The 16,621-nt window shown below is 71.9% G+C and carries 12 protein-coding genes and 1 pseudogene; 7 read left to right on the forward strand and 6 right to left on the reverse strand.

Annotated elements, in window-relative coordinates:
- Positions 1-39 precede the first annotated feature (39 nt).
- Together QF037_RS34250 and QF037_RS34255 are read right to left on the reverse strand one after the other, a co-directional pair.
- Positions 40-2,124 (reverse strand): YhgE/Pip domain-containing protein, encoded by a 2,085-nt coding sequence (locus tag QF037_RS34250; RefSeq protein WP_307032009.1) that lies wholly within the window; start codon positions 2,122-2,124, stop codon positions 40-42.
- Entirely contained in the window at positions 2,096-2,845 is a 750-nt protein-coding gene (locus tag QF037_RS34255) for an ATP-binding cassette domain-containing protein (RefSeq protein WP_307032010.1), read from the reverse strand. Before QF037_RS34255 ends, QF037_RS34250 begins: the two co-directional genes overlap by 29 nt.
- A gap of 187 nt (positions 2,846-3,032) precedes the next feature.
- On the opposite strand from QF037_RS34255, the gene QF037_RS34260 reads away from it, so the two are divergent.
- The 3 genes from QF037_RS34260 to QF037_RS34270 all read left to right on the forward strand — a co-directional run bounded on the left by QF037_RS34260 (position 3,033) and on the right by QF037_RS34270 (position 5,236).
- The gene (locus QF037_RS34260; protein ID WP_307032011.1) at positions 3,033-3,602 is read left to right on the forward strand and encodes an SAV_6107 family HEPN domain-containing protein; all 570 of its coding nucleotides are present in this window, start codon (positions 3,033-3,035) and stop codon (positions 3,600-3,602) included.
- 189 nt (positions 3,603-3,791) lie between these two features.
- Positions 3,792-4,562 (forward strand): methyltransferase, encoded by a 771-nt coding sequence (locus QF037_RS34265; protein ID WP_307032012.1) that lies wholly within the window; start codon positions 3,792-3,794, stop codon positions 4,560-4,562.
- 278 nt (positions 4,563-4,840) lie between these two features.
- On the forward strand, positions 4,841-5,236 hold the full coding sequence (locus QF037_RS34270; RefSeq protein ID WP_171144436.1) for a DUF3040 domain-containing protein: 396 nt from the start codon (positions 4,841-4,843) through the stop codon (positions 5,234-5,236).
- Between the two features lie 181 nt (positions 5,237-5,417).
- On the opposite strand, the gene QF037_RS34275 is transcribed toward QF037_RS34270, so the two are convergent.
- From QF037_RS34275 to QF037_RS34290, 4 genes are all read right to left on the reverse strand, one after another.
- A complete protein-coding gene (locus tag QF037_RS34275; protein ID WP_307032013.1) occupies positions 5,418-7,805 on the reverse strand; it encodes a transglutaminase TgpA family protein in 2,388 nt (795 codons plus the stop codon).
- The gene (locus QF037_RS34280; protein ID WP_307032014.1) at positions 7,802-9,178 is read right to left on the reverse strand and encodes a DUF58 domain-containing protein; all 1,377 of its coding nucleotides are present in this window, start codon (positions 9,176-9,178) and stop codon (positions 7,802-7,804) included. The genes QF037_RS34275 and QF037_RS34280 overlap by 4 nt, the downstream gene beginning before the upstream one ends.
- Complete coding sequence (locus QF037_RS34285) at positions 9,178-10,206, reverse strand: AAA family ATPase (RefSeq protein WP_307032015.1); 1,029 nt, start codon at positions 10,204-10,206, stop codon at positions 9,178-9,180. The genes QF037_RS34280 and QF037_RS34285 overlap by 1 nt, the downstream gene beginning before the upstream one ends.
- A 234-nt stretch (positions 10,207-10,440) precedes the next feature.
- On the reverse strand, positions 10,441-11,049 hold the full coding sequence (locus tag QF037_RS34290) for a beta-class carbonic anhydrase (protein WP_373463853.1): 609 nt from the start codon (positions 11,047-11,049) through the stop codon (positions 10,441-10,443).
- 354 nt (positions 11,050-11,403) lie between these two features.
- On the opposite strand from QF037_RS34290, the gene rsmH reads away from it, so the two are divergent.
- From rsmH to QF037_RS34310, 4 genes and pseudogenes are all read left to right on the forward strand, one after another.
- Positions 11,404-12,360, forward strand: coding sequence for a 16S rRNA (cytosine(1402)-N(4))-methyltransferase RsmH (rsmH, locus tag QF037_RS34295; protein ID WP_307032017.1), 957 nt, complete (start codon positions 11,404-11,406; stop codon positions 12,358-12,360).
- 60 nt (positions 12,361-12,420) lie between these two features.
- Complete coding sequence (locus tag QF037_RS34300; RefSeq protein ID WP_307032018.1) at positions 12,421-12,957, forward strand: septum formation initiator family protein; 537 nt, start codon at positions 12,421-12,423, stop codon at positions 12,955-12,957.
- A 188-nt stretch (positions 12,958-13,145) separates the two neighbouring features.
- Positions 13,146-14,925: pseudogene (locus tag QF037_RS34305) on the forward strand (peptidoglycan D,D-transpeptidase FtsI family protein).
- 174 nt (positions 14,926-15,099) lie between these two features.
- Positions 15,100-16,620: a UDP-N-acetylmuramoyl-L-alanyl-D-glutamate--2,6-diaminopimelate ligase gene (locus QF037_RS34310; protein ID WP_307037514.1), complete on the forward strand. Its 1,521-nt coding sequence runs from the start codon at positions 15,100-15,102 to the stop codon at positions 16,618-16,620.
- Position 16,621 lies beyond the last annotated feature (1 nt).

Raw genomic sequence — 16,621 nt, forward strand, 5'->3', positions numbered from 1 at the left:
CGATTCTCACAGCAACCGGGGGCCTGGCCGTCGTCGAGGTCACAGGCTCAGCTCCGGGTGCAGCCGGTCGAGCGTCCACACCTGGCGGCGGCGGGCCGACAGCGCGGTCAGCGCGAGCGCGCCCGCGGTGAAGGCGACGAGCACCACGCACGCGTGCCAGACCGGACCGAGACCGCCGCCCGAGATGAGCCTGCGAAGCGCGTCGACGACGTAACTCATCGGCAGGAAGGGGTGGAGCGCGTTGAAGAAGCCCGGGCTGGTCTGCACGGGGTACGTGCCGCCCGCGGAGGTCAGCTGGAGCATCAGGAAGGCGAGGACGAGGATCCGTCCCGCCGCCCCGAAGCGGGCGTTCAGCCACTGCACGATCGCCGCGAAGCACGCCGTCACCAGGAACAGGAAGCCCACCGTGCCGACCGCCCGCACCATCTGCAGGCCGATCGCCCAGTGCAGCACCGACATCAGGGCCACCGTCTGGAGCACCCCGACCGCCACCACCGGCAGCCAGCCCGCCAGCGCGATCCGCCACGCGGGGGCGCCCGCGGCGAGCGCGCGCCGGTTCATCGGTGCGATCAGCATGTACGCCACCATCGCGCCCACCCACAGGGACAGCGGGATGAAGTACGGGGCGAACCCGGTGCCGTAGTTGGGCGCCTTGTGCATGTCCTGGGAGACCAGCTGGACGGGGTCGGCCATGACCTCGGTGCGATCGTCGCGGTGCTGCTTGTCGTAGTCGGGGATCTGGCCGGCGCCGTCGTGCAGCCCGTCCGAGAGCTTCCCGGAGCCGTCGACCAGCTTGTACATGCCGCCGTTCAGTTCGGCGGCGCCGGTCTTGAGCTTGCCGACCCCCTCGTCCAGGTCACCGGCACCGGTCTTGGCGGTGCCGAGCCCGGTGTGCAGCTTCTTGGCGCCGGCGGCGACCTTCCCCGCGCCCTTGTTCAACTCGTTGACCTTGGAGACGGCGTCGTCGAGGTCCTCGGAGAGGTGCGGCGCCCGGTCGGCGAGCGCCTGGGCCTGCTTCTGCAGGGTCGCCAGGTTCTTGTCGAGCTTCTTCAGGTCGCCGTCCTGGTCGCCCACGAGGGTGTTGAGGTCGTCGGCGATGGTCGCCACGTCGGCGGCCGCGTCCTTGGCCTTCTCCAGGTCGGCGCAGGCCGCGTCGGGCAGTACGGCCTTCTCGCAGCGCGTGCGGTGGATCTCCTCCAGTGTGTCGGAGGCCGTGCGGGCGCCCTTGGCGGCGACGGGGGCCGTCGTCACCAGGGTGTCCAGGTGCTTGCGGATCGCCTTGCTGGAGTCCGCGACGAGCTGGGCGGTGTCACCGATGGTCTTCTCGTTGTCCTCCAGGAACGGGCCCGCCTTCGCCGCGACCCCGTTGACCTTGTCGGCGAGCGTCTGGGTGCCCTCCGCGACCTGCTGAGAGCCGTCCTCCAGGTCGCCCGCGCCCTTGTCGAGCTTGTTGAGCCCCTTGGCCAGCTTGCCGCTGCCGCTCTTGGCGTCCTTCAGCCCGTCGGCGAGGTCCTTGGACCCCTTCTCGGCCTTTCCGAGCCCGCCTTCGAGCTTGTCGGCGCCCTTGGCGGCCTTGACCGTCGCGCTGTGGATGTCGGAGAACGAGATGAAGATCCGGTCCAGGAAGGACCGCGACGCCTTCGTGGACGCGGCCTGGCGCACCTCGCTGAAGACCGTGCGCGAGATCTGCCCGACGATGTAGTTGTTCGCGTCGTTGGTCCGCACCTGGAGTGCGCCGGTCTCGGGGGAGTCGCCCGCGCTGGACGCGATCCGCGCGCTGAAGTCGGTCGGCACGGTGAGCGACAGGTAGTACGTGCCGTCCTCCACGCCCGCGCGTGCCTCGGCGGCGCTCACCTCGTGCCACTCGAAGACGTCGCTGTCGTGCAGCCCCCGGGTGATGTCGTCGCCCGCCGCGAGCTTCTTCCCGTCGGCGGTCGCCCCCTTGTCGTCGTTCACGAGCGCCACGGGGATGCGGTCCAGCCGGCCGTACGGATCCCAGAACGACCACAGGTACAGGGCGCCGTAGAGCAGGGGCAGCACCAGCAGCGCGACCAGCGCGGCCCGCGGCAGCTTCCCCCGCCCGAAGCGCCGCAGCTCAAGCGCGGCCAGTCGCGGCGAGCGCATCGGCGTCCTCCTTCTTCCGGACCGAGCCCTGAGGGGCGCTGCGGGTGGACACCTTCACGGCCCCCTCGGGGGCCTCGCTGCACACCGCCACGACCGTGGTCCCCGCCTCGGCGATCGACGTCAACAGCGCCCAGACCTCGGCCCGTTCCGCGTCGGACAGCTTCAGATCGGCGTCGTCGACGCCGAGCAGCCGCGGCCGCCCGATCAGGGCGAGCGCGATGGACAGCCGCAGCGCCTCCATCCGCTCCAGATCGCGTACGGCGGTCCGGGAGCCCTTCGGCAGCGCCTCCCGGTCGAGACCAGCGGCGCTCAGGGCGGTGTCGATCCGCAGCCTCGCCTCGTTCGCGCGCTCGGTACGCGGTCGCAGCAGCCCGCGCAGGGAGTCGCCGAACCGGTGCTGCAACAGCGCCCGCTCGCGCAAGTGCTCCCCGACGGTCAGGGCCGCGTCGAGGTCGGTGACACCGGCGACGTTGGCCACGGCGCTCATCCGCCGCACCGCGGTGAGCTGCCTGGGCAGCCGGGCCGCGCCCACGGACGCCGTCCCCTCGGACGCCTTCATCCGTCCCGTGAGCGCGAGCAGCAGACACGTACGGCCCGATCCCGACGCCCCCTCGACGGCGATCAGCGCACCGGGCTCCGCGTCGAGGCCGATCCCGCGGAACGCCCAGCCGCGCGGCCCCTTGAGCCCGAACCCCTCGGTTGTGACGGCGACTCCGCCCACGGCCCACCCCCTGATGTCCAGAACTGCCGAAGTTTTTGAACTGACTGGTCAGTGCAAAAACTAACCCGAACCTTCGATCGAAGCAAAAGTCCAGGTCAGAACGGATTGTCAGTGGCATACCTCACGATGGGCACATACGGCATCCCGTATCGGGACGTGCCGTCACACAGACGACAGGAGGTTCGTCATGGCCACCTACCACGCAGCAGCCGCCCGCCGGCGCCGCGCCACCGGCCCTGCCCCCTCACTGACCGGTCCGGCGAGCGACGTACACCCCGTGCTCCGCAGGACCACGGCCCCGCCCGCCGCCCTCGACCTGCTCGCCCAGGCCCGTGCCGGACTCGACGAGGCCGCCGTCCTGGAGACACCGAACGAGCGCTATGCGACGGCCCACCTGGCCGCCCTGCGCACCGCCGCCGCCGTGCTCGCCGCGCGCGGGCGCCCGGAGCCCTCGCCCCGACGCCGGGCCAAGATCCGGAGCGCCTGGGAAGTGCTCCCCGAAATAGCCCCCGAGCTCGCCGAGTGGAGCGCGCTCTTCGCCGCCGGTGCCCGCCGCCGCGCCCGGGCCGAGGCCGGCATCCAGGGCGCGGCCAGCCGCCGGGACGCCGACGACCTCATACGCGACGTGGCGATGTTCCTGCGCCTCGTCGAGCGGATGCTGGTCCTCCAGCCGGTCCTGCCCCAGCCCCGCCAGGACACGGACGAGCCGGAACCCGGCGATCACGACACGGGCCGGGACATGCCGGACGCGGGCTGAGCCCTCCGGCACGGCATGGCACGACACTGCACGGGCTCTGCCGCCCGGACGCCACGGTGGTCGGGCGAGGTGACGGAGGCAATAGGGTGGAGGGCGCCTGAAGCCTTCCTTCTCCGGTACCCGGACGAGGAGGGCAGACCGATCGCTCCGCCTCACTGGAGGCGGTGCCGCGCCGAGGAGTCAACTGCCGTGTCGGACCCGCTGCGACCCCGCGCCTCTCTCCGTACCGCCGTGGTCTGGGAGGTCCTCCAGGACGCCCTCGAGCGGCGGGTCAAGGCCACGGGCCGGGACGCCCTGGACGTCCTCGACACCGGCGGCGGCAGCGGCAACTTCGCCGTGCCCGTCGCCCGTCTCGGCCACCGGGTCACCGTCGTCGACCCCAGCCCCAACGCGCTGTTCGCCCTGGAGCGCCGCGCCGCCGAGGCCGGCGTCGCCGACCGGGTGCGCGGTGTCCAGGGCGACGCCCACGGTCTCTTCGACGTGGTCGAGCGCGGCGCCTACGACGCGGTGCTGTGCCACGGCGTCCTGGAGTACGTCGACGACGCGGCCGAGGGCATCCGCAACGTGGTGGCCGCCCTGCGCTCCGAGGGTGTCCTCAGCCTGCTCGCGGCGGGGCTCGGCGGCGCCGTCCTCGCCCGGGCCCTCGCCGGCCACTTCAAGGAGGCCAAGCAGGCGCTCGAGGACCCGAACGGACGCTGGGGCACCGGCGACCCCGTGCCGCGGCGCTTCACCGCCGAGCAGCTCACCGAGCTGGTCGAGGGCGCGGGCCTCGAGGTCGGTGCCGTGCACGGCGTGCGGGTCTTCGCGGACCTGGTACCCGGCGTGCTGGTCGACACCGAGCCCGGGGCCCTGGAGGCCCTGCTCAAGCTGGAGGAGGCGGCGGCCGAACTCCCCGCCTTCCACTCCGTGGCCACACAGCTTCACGTGCTCGGTGAGACCCGAGGGACCGTCGAGGCCTGAGGCAGCCCTCCTGGTGCGGCGCTGATCAGGGACTTGGGTGCACATGGAGTACGCCACAGGCCCCCCGATCGGGCGCCCGGCGCCGTATGATCGAGGGAGACCGTCCGGCATGACGGGTCGGCCGCTGGGGAATGCAAGATCTAGCGGGCCGGGACGTGCATGGCGGAATCCCGGTTGGCCAATTGGCGTAGAGGGGCGGGTTTCACGGGGGCGATTCCCTGCCTATCCTGAAGGGACCCCCCGGGTCGCCCCGGCGACTGCACGATGAGGAGGATTCCGTGCCGCTCTCGGAGCACGAGCAGCGAATGCTCGAGCAGATGGAGCGAGCGCTGTACGCCGAAGATCCCAAGTTCGCGACAGCGCTTGAGGGAAGCGGGCTGCGCACGTACACCCGGCGACGGGTCTACCAGGCGGTCGCGGGCTTCCTCGTGGGTATCGCGCTCCTCATGGCAGGAATGGTCGCCAAGCAGGTCTGGCTCAGCGTGGTGGGCTTCCTCGTCATGCTGGGTTGTGCGGTGCTCGCCGTGACCGGCTGGCGCAAGGCTCCCAAGCCGGGTGAACAGCCCGCGGCCGGTGCCCCGCACGCGCGTCGTCAGGCCAGGCAGAAGCGCTCCATGATGGACCGTATCGAGCAGCGCTGGCAGAAGCGCCGTGACGAACAGGGCGGCCATTAGCTCAACTCATAGCTGATGCGTGAGGGGGTGACCACCCTCCGGGAGGGTGGTCACCCCCTCACGCACGCCCTTTTGGCCGCGCCGATCGTCCCTTCGGTGATCGCCCGCTCGACGCCCGATCCAACGGCTGAGGCCCCGACCCGTGCGAACGGGTCGGGGCCTCAGCCGTCGCTCCGAGGGCTCAGCTCTCCTGGCCCGAGGGCTGCTTGCGCAGCGTCGGCCTGGCCGCCGCCACACGGGCCGTGACACCGGCCCACCACTCCGAGACCGCCCACACCACTCGTACGGTCGAACGCGGGGCGAGCATCGCCCGCAGCTTCGTACGCCGGGTCACCGGGACGGCCAGTCCGGCGATCACCCGCCGGACGTCCTCCGCGAGCCCCGCCGTCGGGCGCGGCCGCGGCGCGTAGAGAACCTGCTCCACCGCGTCCGCCACCCGGTGCACCGCGGTCGCGGCCGTCGGGTCGAGATGCCCCAGCCGCACGATCCGCGCCGCCGCCTTGCGCGGGGTCTGCGAATCGTCCGGAAGGATCCCGAAGTCCCACGCCGTGTCGGTCAGTTCCAGCCAGACCGCCAAGGTGTGCAGCGCCGCGTCCGCCTCGCTGCGGCCGTGCGCACCCAGTCGTACCGCCCGGATGCGGCGGCGCCACACCATCGGCGCCAGAGGGATCGCCAGCGCGGCGAGCCCGCCGAGGACCCAGGCGAGCACGACGGTCCACTTCGGACCGCCGCCGTCCGTGACCGGCAGGGCCGCGGCGGACTCGCTCGGGCAGGCTTCCAGCTTCTTCTGCTCCGCCGTGCAGCTCTCGCTCGCCGAGGGGGCGGTGGAAGGCGCGGCGCTCGCCGATCGGGACGGGACACCCGGGTCGGGCAGGTTGCTGTTCGGAGTGTCCGTCTGCGTGTATTCGGGCTGCGTGCCCCGGGTCGGAGTCGGCTCGAAGCGGGTCCAGCCCACGCCCTCGAAGTACAGCTCGGGCCAGGCGTGGGCGTCCCGCAGCCCCACCGTCACCGTGCCGTCGGCCTGCGGCGTACCCGGCGCGAAGCCCACCGCCACCCGGGCCGGGATGCCCAGGGTGCGGGCCATCGCCGCCATCGCGAAGGAGAAGTGGACGCAGAAGCCCTGCTTGTCCTTCAGGAACCGGGCGATCGCCTGGGAGCCGGAGCCGACCTGCACCTGGGTGTCGTACTGGAAACCGCCCGTCAGGGAGAAGTACTCCTGGAGCTTGACCGCCTGCTCGTAGTGGTTCGCCGAGCCCTGGGTGACCTCGCGAGCCGTGGTGGCCACGACCGCCGGCAGCGAGTCGGGTACCTCGGTGTAGTCGCGCCTGATGTCCGCGGGCGGCACCGGAGCGGCCGCCAGCTGCTCCGCCGTCGGCTGCACGACGAGGCTCTTGACCTCGTAGGTCGCCCCGCTCGTGGTCTGGTCGTGGTCGCCGACGAGGGTCATGCCCTCGGGCTCGTAGCGCCAGTCCCCGTCGATCTGCACACCGCTGGGCGGGTACGGCATCGGCAGCCAGTCCTGGCGGTAGTCCCTGGCGGCCGTGACACTGGTCGTGATCTCCGCGCGCCGGATGTCGGGGCCGAGGCCGGTCGGCGTGGGCAGCTGGTCCGGCACCTTCTCGATGTCGCGCTTGGACGGCTTCCAGGTCCGGCCGTCGAAGTCGTCCAGCGAGACGATCCGCATATACAGGCTGCCCTGGTCCTCGGGCTCGGTGCGCAGGGACAGGACCTGGCGGTCCTCGTCCACGTTGAGGTTGTCGCGCAGGGACACCAGGGGGTTCACCGCGGAGATGGTGCCGCCGCTCCCGCTGCCGCCGCCCACACCCGCCCCGGTGGCGTCCAGGAGGCCGCCGTCCATCGCGGGCAGCGCGACCGGCACCACCAGGGCGAGCCCCAGTGCGACCGCGCCGATGCGCCGCCCGGTGCGGACCGGCGCCACCACGCCGGGCTCCCCGCCCGGGGTGCGCGGTGCCCCGCCGAAGACCCGGCCCCACTGGGAGAGCCGGTCGCGCCCCTCGGCCAGCAGTAGCATCAGATAGCCGGCCGCCGCGACCAGGAACCACAGCCAGTCGGCGCCGCCGTCGGACAGCCCCGCGGCGACGGAGTACAGCGCCAGCAGCGGCAGCCCCGCCGGAGCCGCGCTGCGGAAGGTCACCGCGAGGGTGTCCACCGCGAGGCCGATGACCAGCACACCGCCGATGATCATCAGCCGGATGCCGTCGGACTCCAGCGGCGCCGGGATCGCGTACCGCGCGACGTCGTCGCCGCCCTGCTGGAGCAGATCGGCGAACCGCTGGAACGCCTCCGGACCCGGGATCAGCCCGGCGAGAGCCTGCTCCCGGGTGAAGACCAGGGTCAGCATCATCAGTGTGACCAGGGCCTGTGCGGCCACGGTCAGCGGCCGGGCCAGCGGCACCCGCCGGGTCGCCGCGCCCACCAGCGACTGGACGCCGAGCAGCAGGGCCGCCTGCAGGATCCACGAGGCCGGTTCGACCAGGGGCAGCAGGGCGCAGGACGCCATCAGGGTGGCCGCCCAGGCACACAGTGCCAGTCGTGCCCGCCCGCTCATGCGCGTGCCCCCTCACTGCCCGGCCCGCTCGTCGCGCCGACGCCGGTGCGCTCGCGGTCCGCCTGGCGCCACAACTCGGTCAAGGAGGCGCCCCGCGGCACGCTCAGCGCCGTCCAGCCCGCCTCACGCAGCATCCGCAACCGCTCCTCGCTCCTGTCCAACGGGCCGGCCACATCGGTCGGTTCCCGCCCCCAGCCGCCGCTGTCCAGCACGAAGGCGACCGCGCCGCCACTGCGCTGACGCATCTTGGCGGCCACCGCGGCCTGCTCCTCGTCGAGGTCGCCGAAGAAGGCGATCAGCAGCCCCTCGTTGCCCCCGCGCAGCAGGTCGTACGCCCGGGACAGACCCGTGCCGTCGGAGTGGTCGATCACCGCGAGGGTGTCCATCATCAGCCCGGCCGCGTCCGCCGACTCCTGGCTCGCGCCCGCGAAGCCGTCCGCGCCCTCGCCGGGGACCGAACTGCCGGTGTCCGTCACCAGCCGTACGGAGAAGCCTCGTTCGAGCATGTGCACCAGCGCCGACGCCGTGCCCGACACGGCCCACTCGAAGGGCGAGTCGGGGCCCGCGCCGCGGAAGGCGAGACCCCGGGTGTCCAGCAGCACCGTGCAGCGGGCGCGCTGCGGCTGCTCCTCGCGGCGCACCATCAGCTCGCCGTAGCGCGCGGTGGAACGCCAGTGCACACGGCGCAGATCGTCGCCGTAGCGGTAGCCGCGCGGGATGACGTCGTCCTCGCCGGCCAGGGCGAGCGAGCGGTTCCGTCCGTCGCCGTACCCCTTCGCCTCACCGGCGAAGCGCACCGGCGGCAGCGGCTCCACGCGCGGGATCACCGTCAGGGTGTCGTACGACGAGAAGGACCGGGTCAGCTCGCACATGCCGAACGGGTCGGTCAGGCGCAGCTGGAGCGGGCCCAGCGGATAGCGGCCGCGCAGGTCGGAGCGGACGCGGTAGGACACCTCGCGGCGGCCGCCCGCCTCCACCCGGTCCAGCACGAAGCGGGGACGCGGGCCGAGGACGTACGGCACCCGGTCCTGGAGCATCAGCAGACCGGTGGGCAGCCGCGAGACGTTGTCCATCCGCAGATGGACACGGGCCTCGCTGCCGGAGGGCACGCGCGCGGGGGCGAGCCGGCGGCTGCCGGCCACCCGGTAGCGGGTGCGGTAGAGCACGGTCGCGCACACCAGCGGCAGCAGCGCGAGGAGCAGGCCGACCCGGAGCAGATCGCTCTGCCCCAGGACGTACGCGCAGATGGCGGCTGCGATCCCGGCCGCCAGGAACGAGCGGCCGCGGGTCGTCAGACCGGCCAGCGCGGTGCGCACCCCGCCCTTGTCGCCCCGGTCGGCCTCGCTGTGGACCGGCCCGGCGGCGGTGGTCATCACAGCCTCCGCGGCGGCTGCTGGCCGTACGCCGACGTGCCGTGCCCGAGCCCGGCGCCGCCCTGCTGCTGGGGCACCGGAGTGCGCTGCAGGATCTCCTGCACCACCTGCTCCGCCGTACGCCGGTTGAGCTGGGCCTGCGCGGTGGGCAGCAGCCGGTGGGCCAGGACAGCGACGGCGAGCGCCTGGATGTCGTCCGGCAGCGCGTACTCCCGGCCGCTCAGGGCGGCGGACGCCTTCGCCGCGCGCAGCAGATGCAGCGTCGCGCGCGGGGAGGCGCCGAGTCTGAGGTCGGGGTGGGTGCGCGTGGCGGCGACCAGCTCCACCGCGTAGCGCCGGACCGTGTCGGCGACGTGGACGCCGCGGACGGCGTCGACCAGCTTCACGATGTCGTGCGCGTGCGCCACCGGCTGGAGGTCGTCCAGCGGGCTCACCCCGCCATGGATGTCGAGCATCTGCAGCTCGGCCTCCGCGCTGGGGTAGCCGATGGAGACGCGCGCCATGAAGCGGTCGCGCTGGGCCTCCGGCAGCGGATAGGTGCCCTCCATCTCGACCGGGTTCTGCGTGGCCACCACCATGAACGGGCTCGGCAGCTCGTACGTCTGCCCGTCGATCGTGACCTGCCGCTCCTCCATGGACTCCAGAAGTGCCGACTGGGTCTTCGGCGAGGCCCGGTTGATCTCGTCGCCGATCACGATCTGCGCGAAGATCGCCCCCGGCTTGAACTCGAAGTCCCGGCGCTGCTGATCCCAGATGGACACACCCGTGATGTCCGAGGGCAGCAGGTCGGGCGTGAACTGAATACGCCGCACCGAGCAGTCGATGGACCGCGCCAGTGCCTTCGCGAGCATGGTCTTGCCGACGCCGGGGACATCTTCGATCAGAAGATGTCCCTCGGCGAGCAGTACGGTCAGCGAAAGCCGTACGACCTCGGGCTTGCCCTCGATCACACCCTCTACCGAACTGCGGACACGCTCCACAGTGGCAGTCAGATCTGTGAGGCTCGCTCGATCGTCATAGGTCGTCACCCGGCCCTCCTCGGCCCGTTCTTTCTCCGGGCCGACGCTCTGCGTTGCGGACCGGCCCACCCCGAATCACGGACACCGCCCGGAAAAGCGCGACGTCCATCCACGCATTCTTGCTGCCGTTACCGATTCGTGTCACTCGCCTGTGGACAACTGCCCGCGATATGTCAGGGCTTGCGGCCTTTTGGGCACCCCTGAACCGGAAATCAACAGGAGAACGACAGCTTCGGTGGTGGGTCAGGAGGGGTCGATCTCGCGCAGCAGGCCCGTCTTCACGTCGAACACGAAGCCGCGGATGTCGTCGGTGTGCAACAGGAACGGGGAGGTGCGCACCCGCCGCATGGACTGCCGTACGTCCTGGTCGACGTCCCGGAAGGACTCCACGGCCCAGGCCGGGCGCTGGCCGACCTCCATCTCCAGGTCGGTGCGGAATTCCTCGGTGATCTGCTCCAGGCCGCAGCCGGTGTGGTGGATGAGGACCACGCTGCGGGTGCCGAGCTTGCGCTGGCTGATGGTGAGCGAGCGGATCACGTCGTCGGTGACCACGCCGCCCGCGTTGCGGATGGTGTGGCAGTCGCCGAGCTCCAGGCCGAGGGCCTCGTGCAGGTCGAGACGGGCGTCCATGCAGGCCACCACGGCCACGTGCAGGACGGGACGGGCGTCCATGCCGGGGTCGGTGAACGCGGAGGCGTACCGTTCGTTCGCCTCGACGAGACGGTCGGTGACGGTGTCGCCCGGTATGGCGCCTTCGGTTGCGGTGGCGCCGGTTGCAGAAGTCGTCATAGTCAAGACGGTACTGGTCACAGCCGTCCTGGTCCTGTCGTGAGATGGGAAAAAGAGCGTCATCACGTCCTTCGTGTGAGATAAGCCACAGAGGGCGGTATGTGTCCGAGCGGGTGATTTCCGGCGGTCCGTCGCCCCGCCCCGGAGCCGGGCCGCGACGCGCAGGCCGGTTGATTGACCGCGAGTGACCGTGGACTAAAGTGACGCGAAGCGGGAGGCGAGGTCTCCCTGCTGGACTGAATTCCCCAGGAGAAACCGGCCAGGTCGCCGGATCTCCCCACGTGCGCGGCGCGCACGTACGGCTCGGCCTCCTCCCGCTCCCGGCCGGCTGACGCTTTTGGCGCCGGCAGGCCTCCCCTTCACGAGCGGGCGGGGACCCGGCGGTGCGTACCGCCTCGCCGGATCTGAGAGGGCCCCTTGAGCCAGAGTCGACACGTCCCTGTGATGCTCCAGCGGTGCCTGGACATGTTGGCCCCCGCTCTCCAGGCCCCCGGAGCGGTCGTCGTCGACTGCACGCTCGGCCTCGGCGGCCACAGCGAGGCCCTGCTCCAGCAGTTCCCCGAGGCCCGGCTCGTCGCCCTCGACCGCGACAAGGAGGCCCTGCGCCTGTCCGGCGAGCGCCTCGCGCCCTATGGCGAGCGCGCCACCCTCGTCCACGCGGTCTACGACGAGCTGCCCGAGGTACTGGACCGGCTCGGCCTCCCGCGTGTGCAGGGCGTCCTCTTCGACCTCGGCGTCTCCTCCATGCAGCTCGACGAGGCCGACCGCGGCTTCGCCTACGCCCAGGACGCCCCGCTCGACATGCGCATGGACCAGACGACCGGCGTCAGTGCCGCCGAGGTCCTCAACACCTACCCGCCCGGCGAACTCGTGCGGATCCTGCGGGCGTACGGCGAGGAGAAGCAGGCCAAGCGGATCGTGTCCGCGATCGTGCGCGAGCGCGACAAGGAGCCCTTCTCCCACAGCGCGCGGCTCGTCGAGCTGATCCGGGACTCCCTGCCGCAGGCCGCCAAGCGCACCGGCGGCAACCCCGCCAAGCGCACCTTCCAGGCGCTGCGCATCGAGGTCAACGGTGAACTGGCCGTCCTGGAACGGGCGATCCCGGCCGCCGTGCAGGCCCTCGCGGTCGGCGGGCGGATCGCCGTCCTGTCGTACCACTCGCTCGAGGACCGCCTGGTCAAGCAGGTGTTCGCGGCCGGTGCCGCCACCACCGCGCCTCCCGGGCTGCCGGTCGTCCCCGAGCAGTACCAGCCGCGGCTCAAGCTGCTCACGCGCGGTGCCGAACTTCCCACGGAGGAAGAGGTCGCCGAGAACCGGCGAGCGGCTCCCGCGCGGTTGCGCGGCGCCGAGCGCATCAGGGAGGCGCTGGAATGACGGACACGAGGGGGCCGGGGCGCGTGAGCGAGTACGGAAACCGGACTCACTGGAGGTGCAGTGAGCAGGAAACCTGAACTCAAGGGCCGGGCCGCTCGGCTGGCACGGCTCTTCCCGACCACGGGGGGCCGGGGACAGGCCGCCCGCACCCCGTTCGTCCTCCTCGTCGTCCTGCTCCTCGGCGGCGGTCTCATCGGGCTCCTGGTGCTGAACTCCGCGGTCTCCGAAGGTTCGTTCAAACTCGACGACCTCCAGAAGGAGACCAAGAGCCTCACCGACCAGGAGCAGGCCCTCCAGCGGGACATCGACGCCTACTCCGCCCCGGACGCCCTCCAGCGCCGTGCCCGGGAGCTCGGCATGGTTCCCGGCGGCGACCCCGCCTTCCTCGACCCTGACGGCACCGTCAAGGGCGTCCCGGGCGCCGCTGCCGAACAGTCCTCGGCCCAGGTCGTACTGCCGCCCGAGGCGATCGTCCCGCTGACCGTCACCTCGGCACCCCCGTCGCCGTCGGCCACCCCCGCGCCCACGCCCACCCTCACGCCCACTCCCACCCCCTCCACCGCCCCGTCCTCCTCGACCCCGACCCCCGGCAGGTGACGGAAGTGTCCGACAGGGAACCGCCGCGCCGCCGCGTGCCCGGACCCACCAGGCCCGCCCCCGACGCCCGACGGCGCCCCGCTGGCCCCGGCGCCCGCCCGGCCCGCCGCCCGGCGCCCCGCCCCCAGGCCGCGCGCCCCACGGGCCCGCGCATCATCCGGCTCGGCAGCCCCCGGCCCCGGCTCCGCATGGTCGGCCTCGGCCTGACCCTCGTACTGATCGCCTTCGCCGTACGGCTGCTCCAGGTCCAGGCCGTCGAGGCCGGCACCTACGCCGCCAAGGCCGAGCAGAACCGGTACGTCGGCTACACCCTGGCCGCCGAGCGCGGCCAGATCACCGATCGCTCCGGCGTGGCCCTGGCGACCAGCGTGGACGCGTACGACATCACGGCCGACCCCACGCTCTTCAGCCGCAAGCAGCTCAAGATCGACGACGGGCCCGAGCAGGCCGCCGCCCTGCTCGCCCCGATCCTCGGCCAGGACCAGGCCGGGCTGACCGAGAAGCTGCGGACCAAGGGGCAGTACGTCAAGCTCGCCGGCCGGCAGACGCCGCAGGTCTGGAAGCAGATCAAGGACCTCAAGAGCGCACTGGCCGCCAAGGCCGACGACGACCACACCACCGTCAACGTCCTCGCCGGTGTCTTCGCGGTCGCCCACCAGCAAGCGCGTGTACCCGAACAGCGACCTCGCCGCCGGGATACTGGGCTGGGTCAACGCCGACGGCAAGGGCGGCGGCGGGGTCGAGCAGAAGCTGAACACCCTGCTGTCCGGCAAGGACGGCAAGATCCGCTACGCCCAGTCCGGCGGCCGCCAGGTCCCGACCGCGGGCTCCACCGAGACCCCGGCGGTGCCCGGCAGCGACGTCGAGCTCACCATCGACCGCGACATCCAGTGGGCCGCGCAGGACGCCATCACCGAGCAGGTGACGAAGTCCAAGGCGGACCGCGGGTACGTGATAGTGCAGGACACACAGACCGGCGAGATCCTCGCCATGGCCAACTCGCCCGGCTTCGACCCGGGCGACCTGTCCCAGGCCGACCCGGGCACCCTGCACAACTGGGCCCTGGAGGACGCCTACGAGCCCGGCTCCACCGCCAAGGTCATGTCGATGGCCGCCGTGCTGGAGGAGAACGTCGCCACGCCGCAGACGCACGTCGTCGTGCCCAACCGGCTGCACCGCGGCGACCGGCTCTTCAAGGACGACATCGACCACGAGACCTGGTACCTCACGCTCAACGGCGTGCTCGCCAAGTCCAGCAACATCGGCACCATCCTGGCGACCGGTCAGCTCGGCAAGACCCAGGCGCAGGCCAACCAGGTCCTCTACTCGTATCTGCGCAAGTTCGGCCTGGGCAGCTACAGCGGCCTCGACTTCCCCGGCGAGACCAAGGGCATCCTCGCGGCGCCGCAGGACTGGTCGACCTCGCAGCAGTACACGATTCCTTTCGGCCAGGGCGTCTCCCTCAACGCGATGCAGGCCGCGTCCGTCTACTCGACGATCGCCAACGGCGGCGTCCGCGTCGAACCCACGCTCGTCCGCGGCACCCAGGGACCCGACGGACGCTTCACGCCCGCCGCGAAGCCCGAGAAGTCCAGGGTGATCAGCGAGAAGACGGCGAAGACCCTCGCCCGGATGCTGGAGTCGGTCGTGGACGACCGGGAGGGCACCGGCGCCAAGGCGCGCATTCCCGGCTACCGGGTCGCGGGCAAGACGGGTACGGCCAACCGCGTGGATCCGGCCACCGGCAAGTACCACGGCTACACCTCCTCGTTCGCCGGCTTCGCACCCGCCGACAACCCCCGCGTCACCGTCTACTGCGCCATCCAGAACGCCACCGAGGGCAGCTACTTCGGCGGCCAGATCTGCGGACCCGTCTACAAGCAGGTCATGGAGTTCGCCCTGAAGACCCTCCAGGTCCCGCCCACCGGGGCCAAGTCCGCCAGCCTCCCCGTCACCTTCAAACCCTGACCCGCACTGTTCAGCACGGAACCACCCAGGAACCAGCTCGTGACAACGATCACTCCCGACTCCGGGAACCAGGGCGCGCCCGTGCCCTCACTTCGCTCCGAACGGGGTGTGCCCGGTACGCTCACCGCCGTGCCACACGCTGACCAGTCCCAAACCGCCCAGAAGGGCCATCCCGTGACATATCCCGGGCCGCCCAGGCCGGTTCAGGTCTCCGCCACACCCCTCGCGGAGCTCGCCGTCCAGGTGGGTGTCGAACAGCCGGGAAACGCCGCGGAGGTCACGGGCATCACCCATGACTCGCGGGCCGTCCGCCCCGGCGACCTGTACGCCGCCCTCCCGGGCGCCCGCCTGCACGGCGCCGACTTCGTCACCCAGGCCGCCGGCCTCGGCGCGGTCGCCGTGCTGACCGACCCGACCGGCGCCGAGCGCGCCGCGGCGACGGGGCTCCCGGTGCTGGTCGTCGACGATCCGCGCGCGCGGATGGGCGAACTCGCGGCCACCATCTACGGTCGTCCGGGCCGTGATCTGCTCCAGATCGGCATCACCGGCACCTCCGGGAAGACCACCACCGCGTATCTGGTGGAAGGCGGTCTGAAGGCCGTCCGCAACACCGGACTCATCGGCACCGTCGAGATGCGGATCGGCGACGAGGGCATCAAGTCCGAGCGCACCACCCCCGAAGCCACCGACCTCCAGGCCCTGTTCGCGGTCATGCGCGAGCGCGGTGTCGAGGCGGTCGCGATGGAGGTGTCCAGCCACGCGCTGGTGCTCGGCCGGGTCGACGGCTGCGTCTTCGACATCGGCGTCTTCACCAACCTCAGCCCGGAACACATGGAGTTCCACTCCGACATGGAGGACTACTTCCGGGCCAAGGCACAGCTCTTCACGCCGCAGCGCAGCCGGCTCGGCGTGGTCAACGCCGACGACGAGTACGGCCGCAGGCTCGCCAAGGAAGCCACGGTCCCGGTCGTCACCTTCTCCGCCGAGGGCCACCCCGACGCCGACTGGCGTGCCGAGGACGTCCAGGTCGGCCCGATGGACTCGACGTTCACCGCGGTCGGCCCCAAGGGCGAGCGGATCACCGCCAGGTCGCCCATCGCCGGGCCCTTCAACGTGGCCAACACCCTCGCCGCGATCACCGCCCTCGCCGCCGCGGGCCTCGACCCGCAGACCGCCGCCGACGGCATCGCCGCGGTGCCGGGCGTGCCGGGGCGCCTGGAGCGCGTGGACGCCGGCCAGCCGTATCTCGCGGTCGTCGACTACGCCCACAAGACGGACGCCGTCGAGTCCGTTCTCAAAGCGCTCCGGAAGGTCACCGAGGGCAAGCTGCACATCGTGCTCGGCTGTGGCGGGGACCGCGACACGACCAAGCGCGCGCCGATGGGCGCCGCCGCGGCCCGGCTCGCCGACACCGCCGTACTGACCTCCGACAACCCCCGCTCGGAGGACCCGCTCGCGATCCTTGCAACCATGCTCGAGGGCGCGGCGTCCGTACCAGCACACGAGCGCGGCGAGGTCCAGGTCTTCGAGGACCGGGCCGCCGCGATCGCCGCCGCCGTCTCCCGCGCACAGCCGGGCGACACCGTGCTGGTCGCAGGCAAGGGCCACGAGCAGGGCCAGGACATCGCCGGAGTGGTCCGTCCCTTCGACGACCGCCAGGTGCTTCGAGAAGCCATCCAGAAGACCCAGGGATGAA

Source organism: Streptomyces canus (assembly GCF_030815415.1).
Taxonomy (GTDB): Bacteria; Actinomycetota; Actinomycetes; order Streptomycetales; family Streptomycetaceae; genus Streptomyces; species Streptomyces canus_F.

Coding starts and splice junctions, on each gene's coding strand:
- QF037_RS34280 (WP_307032014.1), bottom strand. CDS start 9,178: ATGACCACCGCCGCCGGGCCGGTCCACAGCGAGGCCGACCGGGGCGAC.
- QF037_RS34290 (WP_373463853.1), bottom strand. CDS start 11,049: ATGACGCTCTTTTTCCCATCTCACGACAGGACCAGGACGGCTGTGACC.
- QF037_RS34250 (WP_307032009.1), bottom strand. CDS start 2,124: ATGCGCTCGCCGCGACTGGCCGCGCTTGAGCTGCGGCGCTTCGGGCGG.
- QF037_RS34275 (WP_307032013.1), bottom strand. CDS start 7,805: ATGAGCGGGCGGGCACGACTGGCACTGTGTGCCTGGGCGGCCACCCTG.
- QF037_RS34260 (WP_307032011.1), top strand. CDS start 3,033: ATGGCCACCTACCACGCAGCAGCCGCCCGCCGGCGCCGCGCCACCGGC.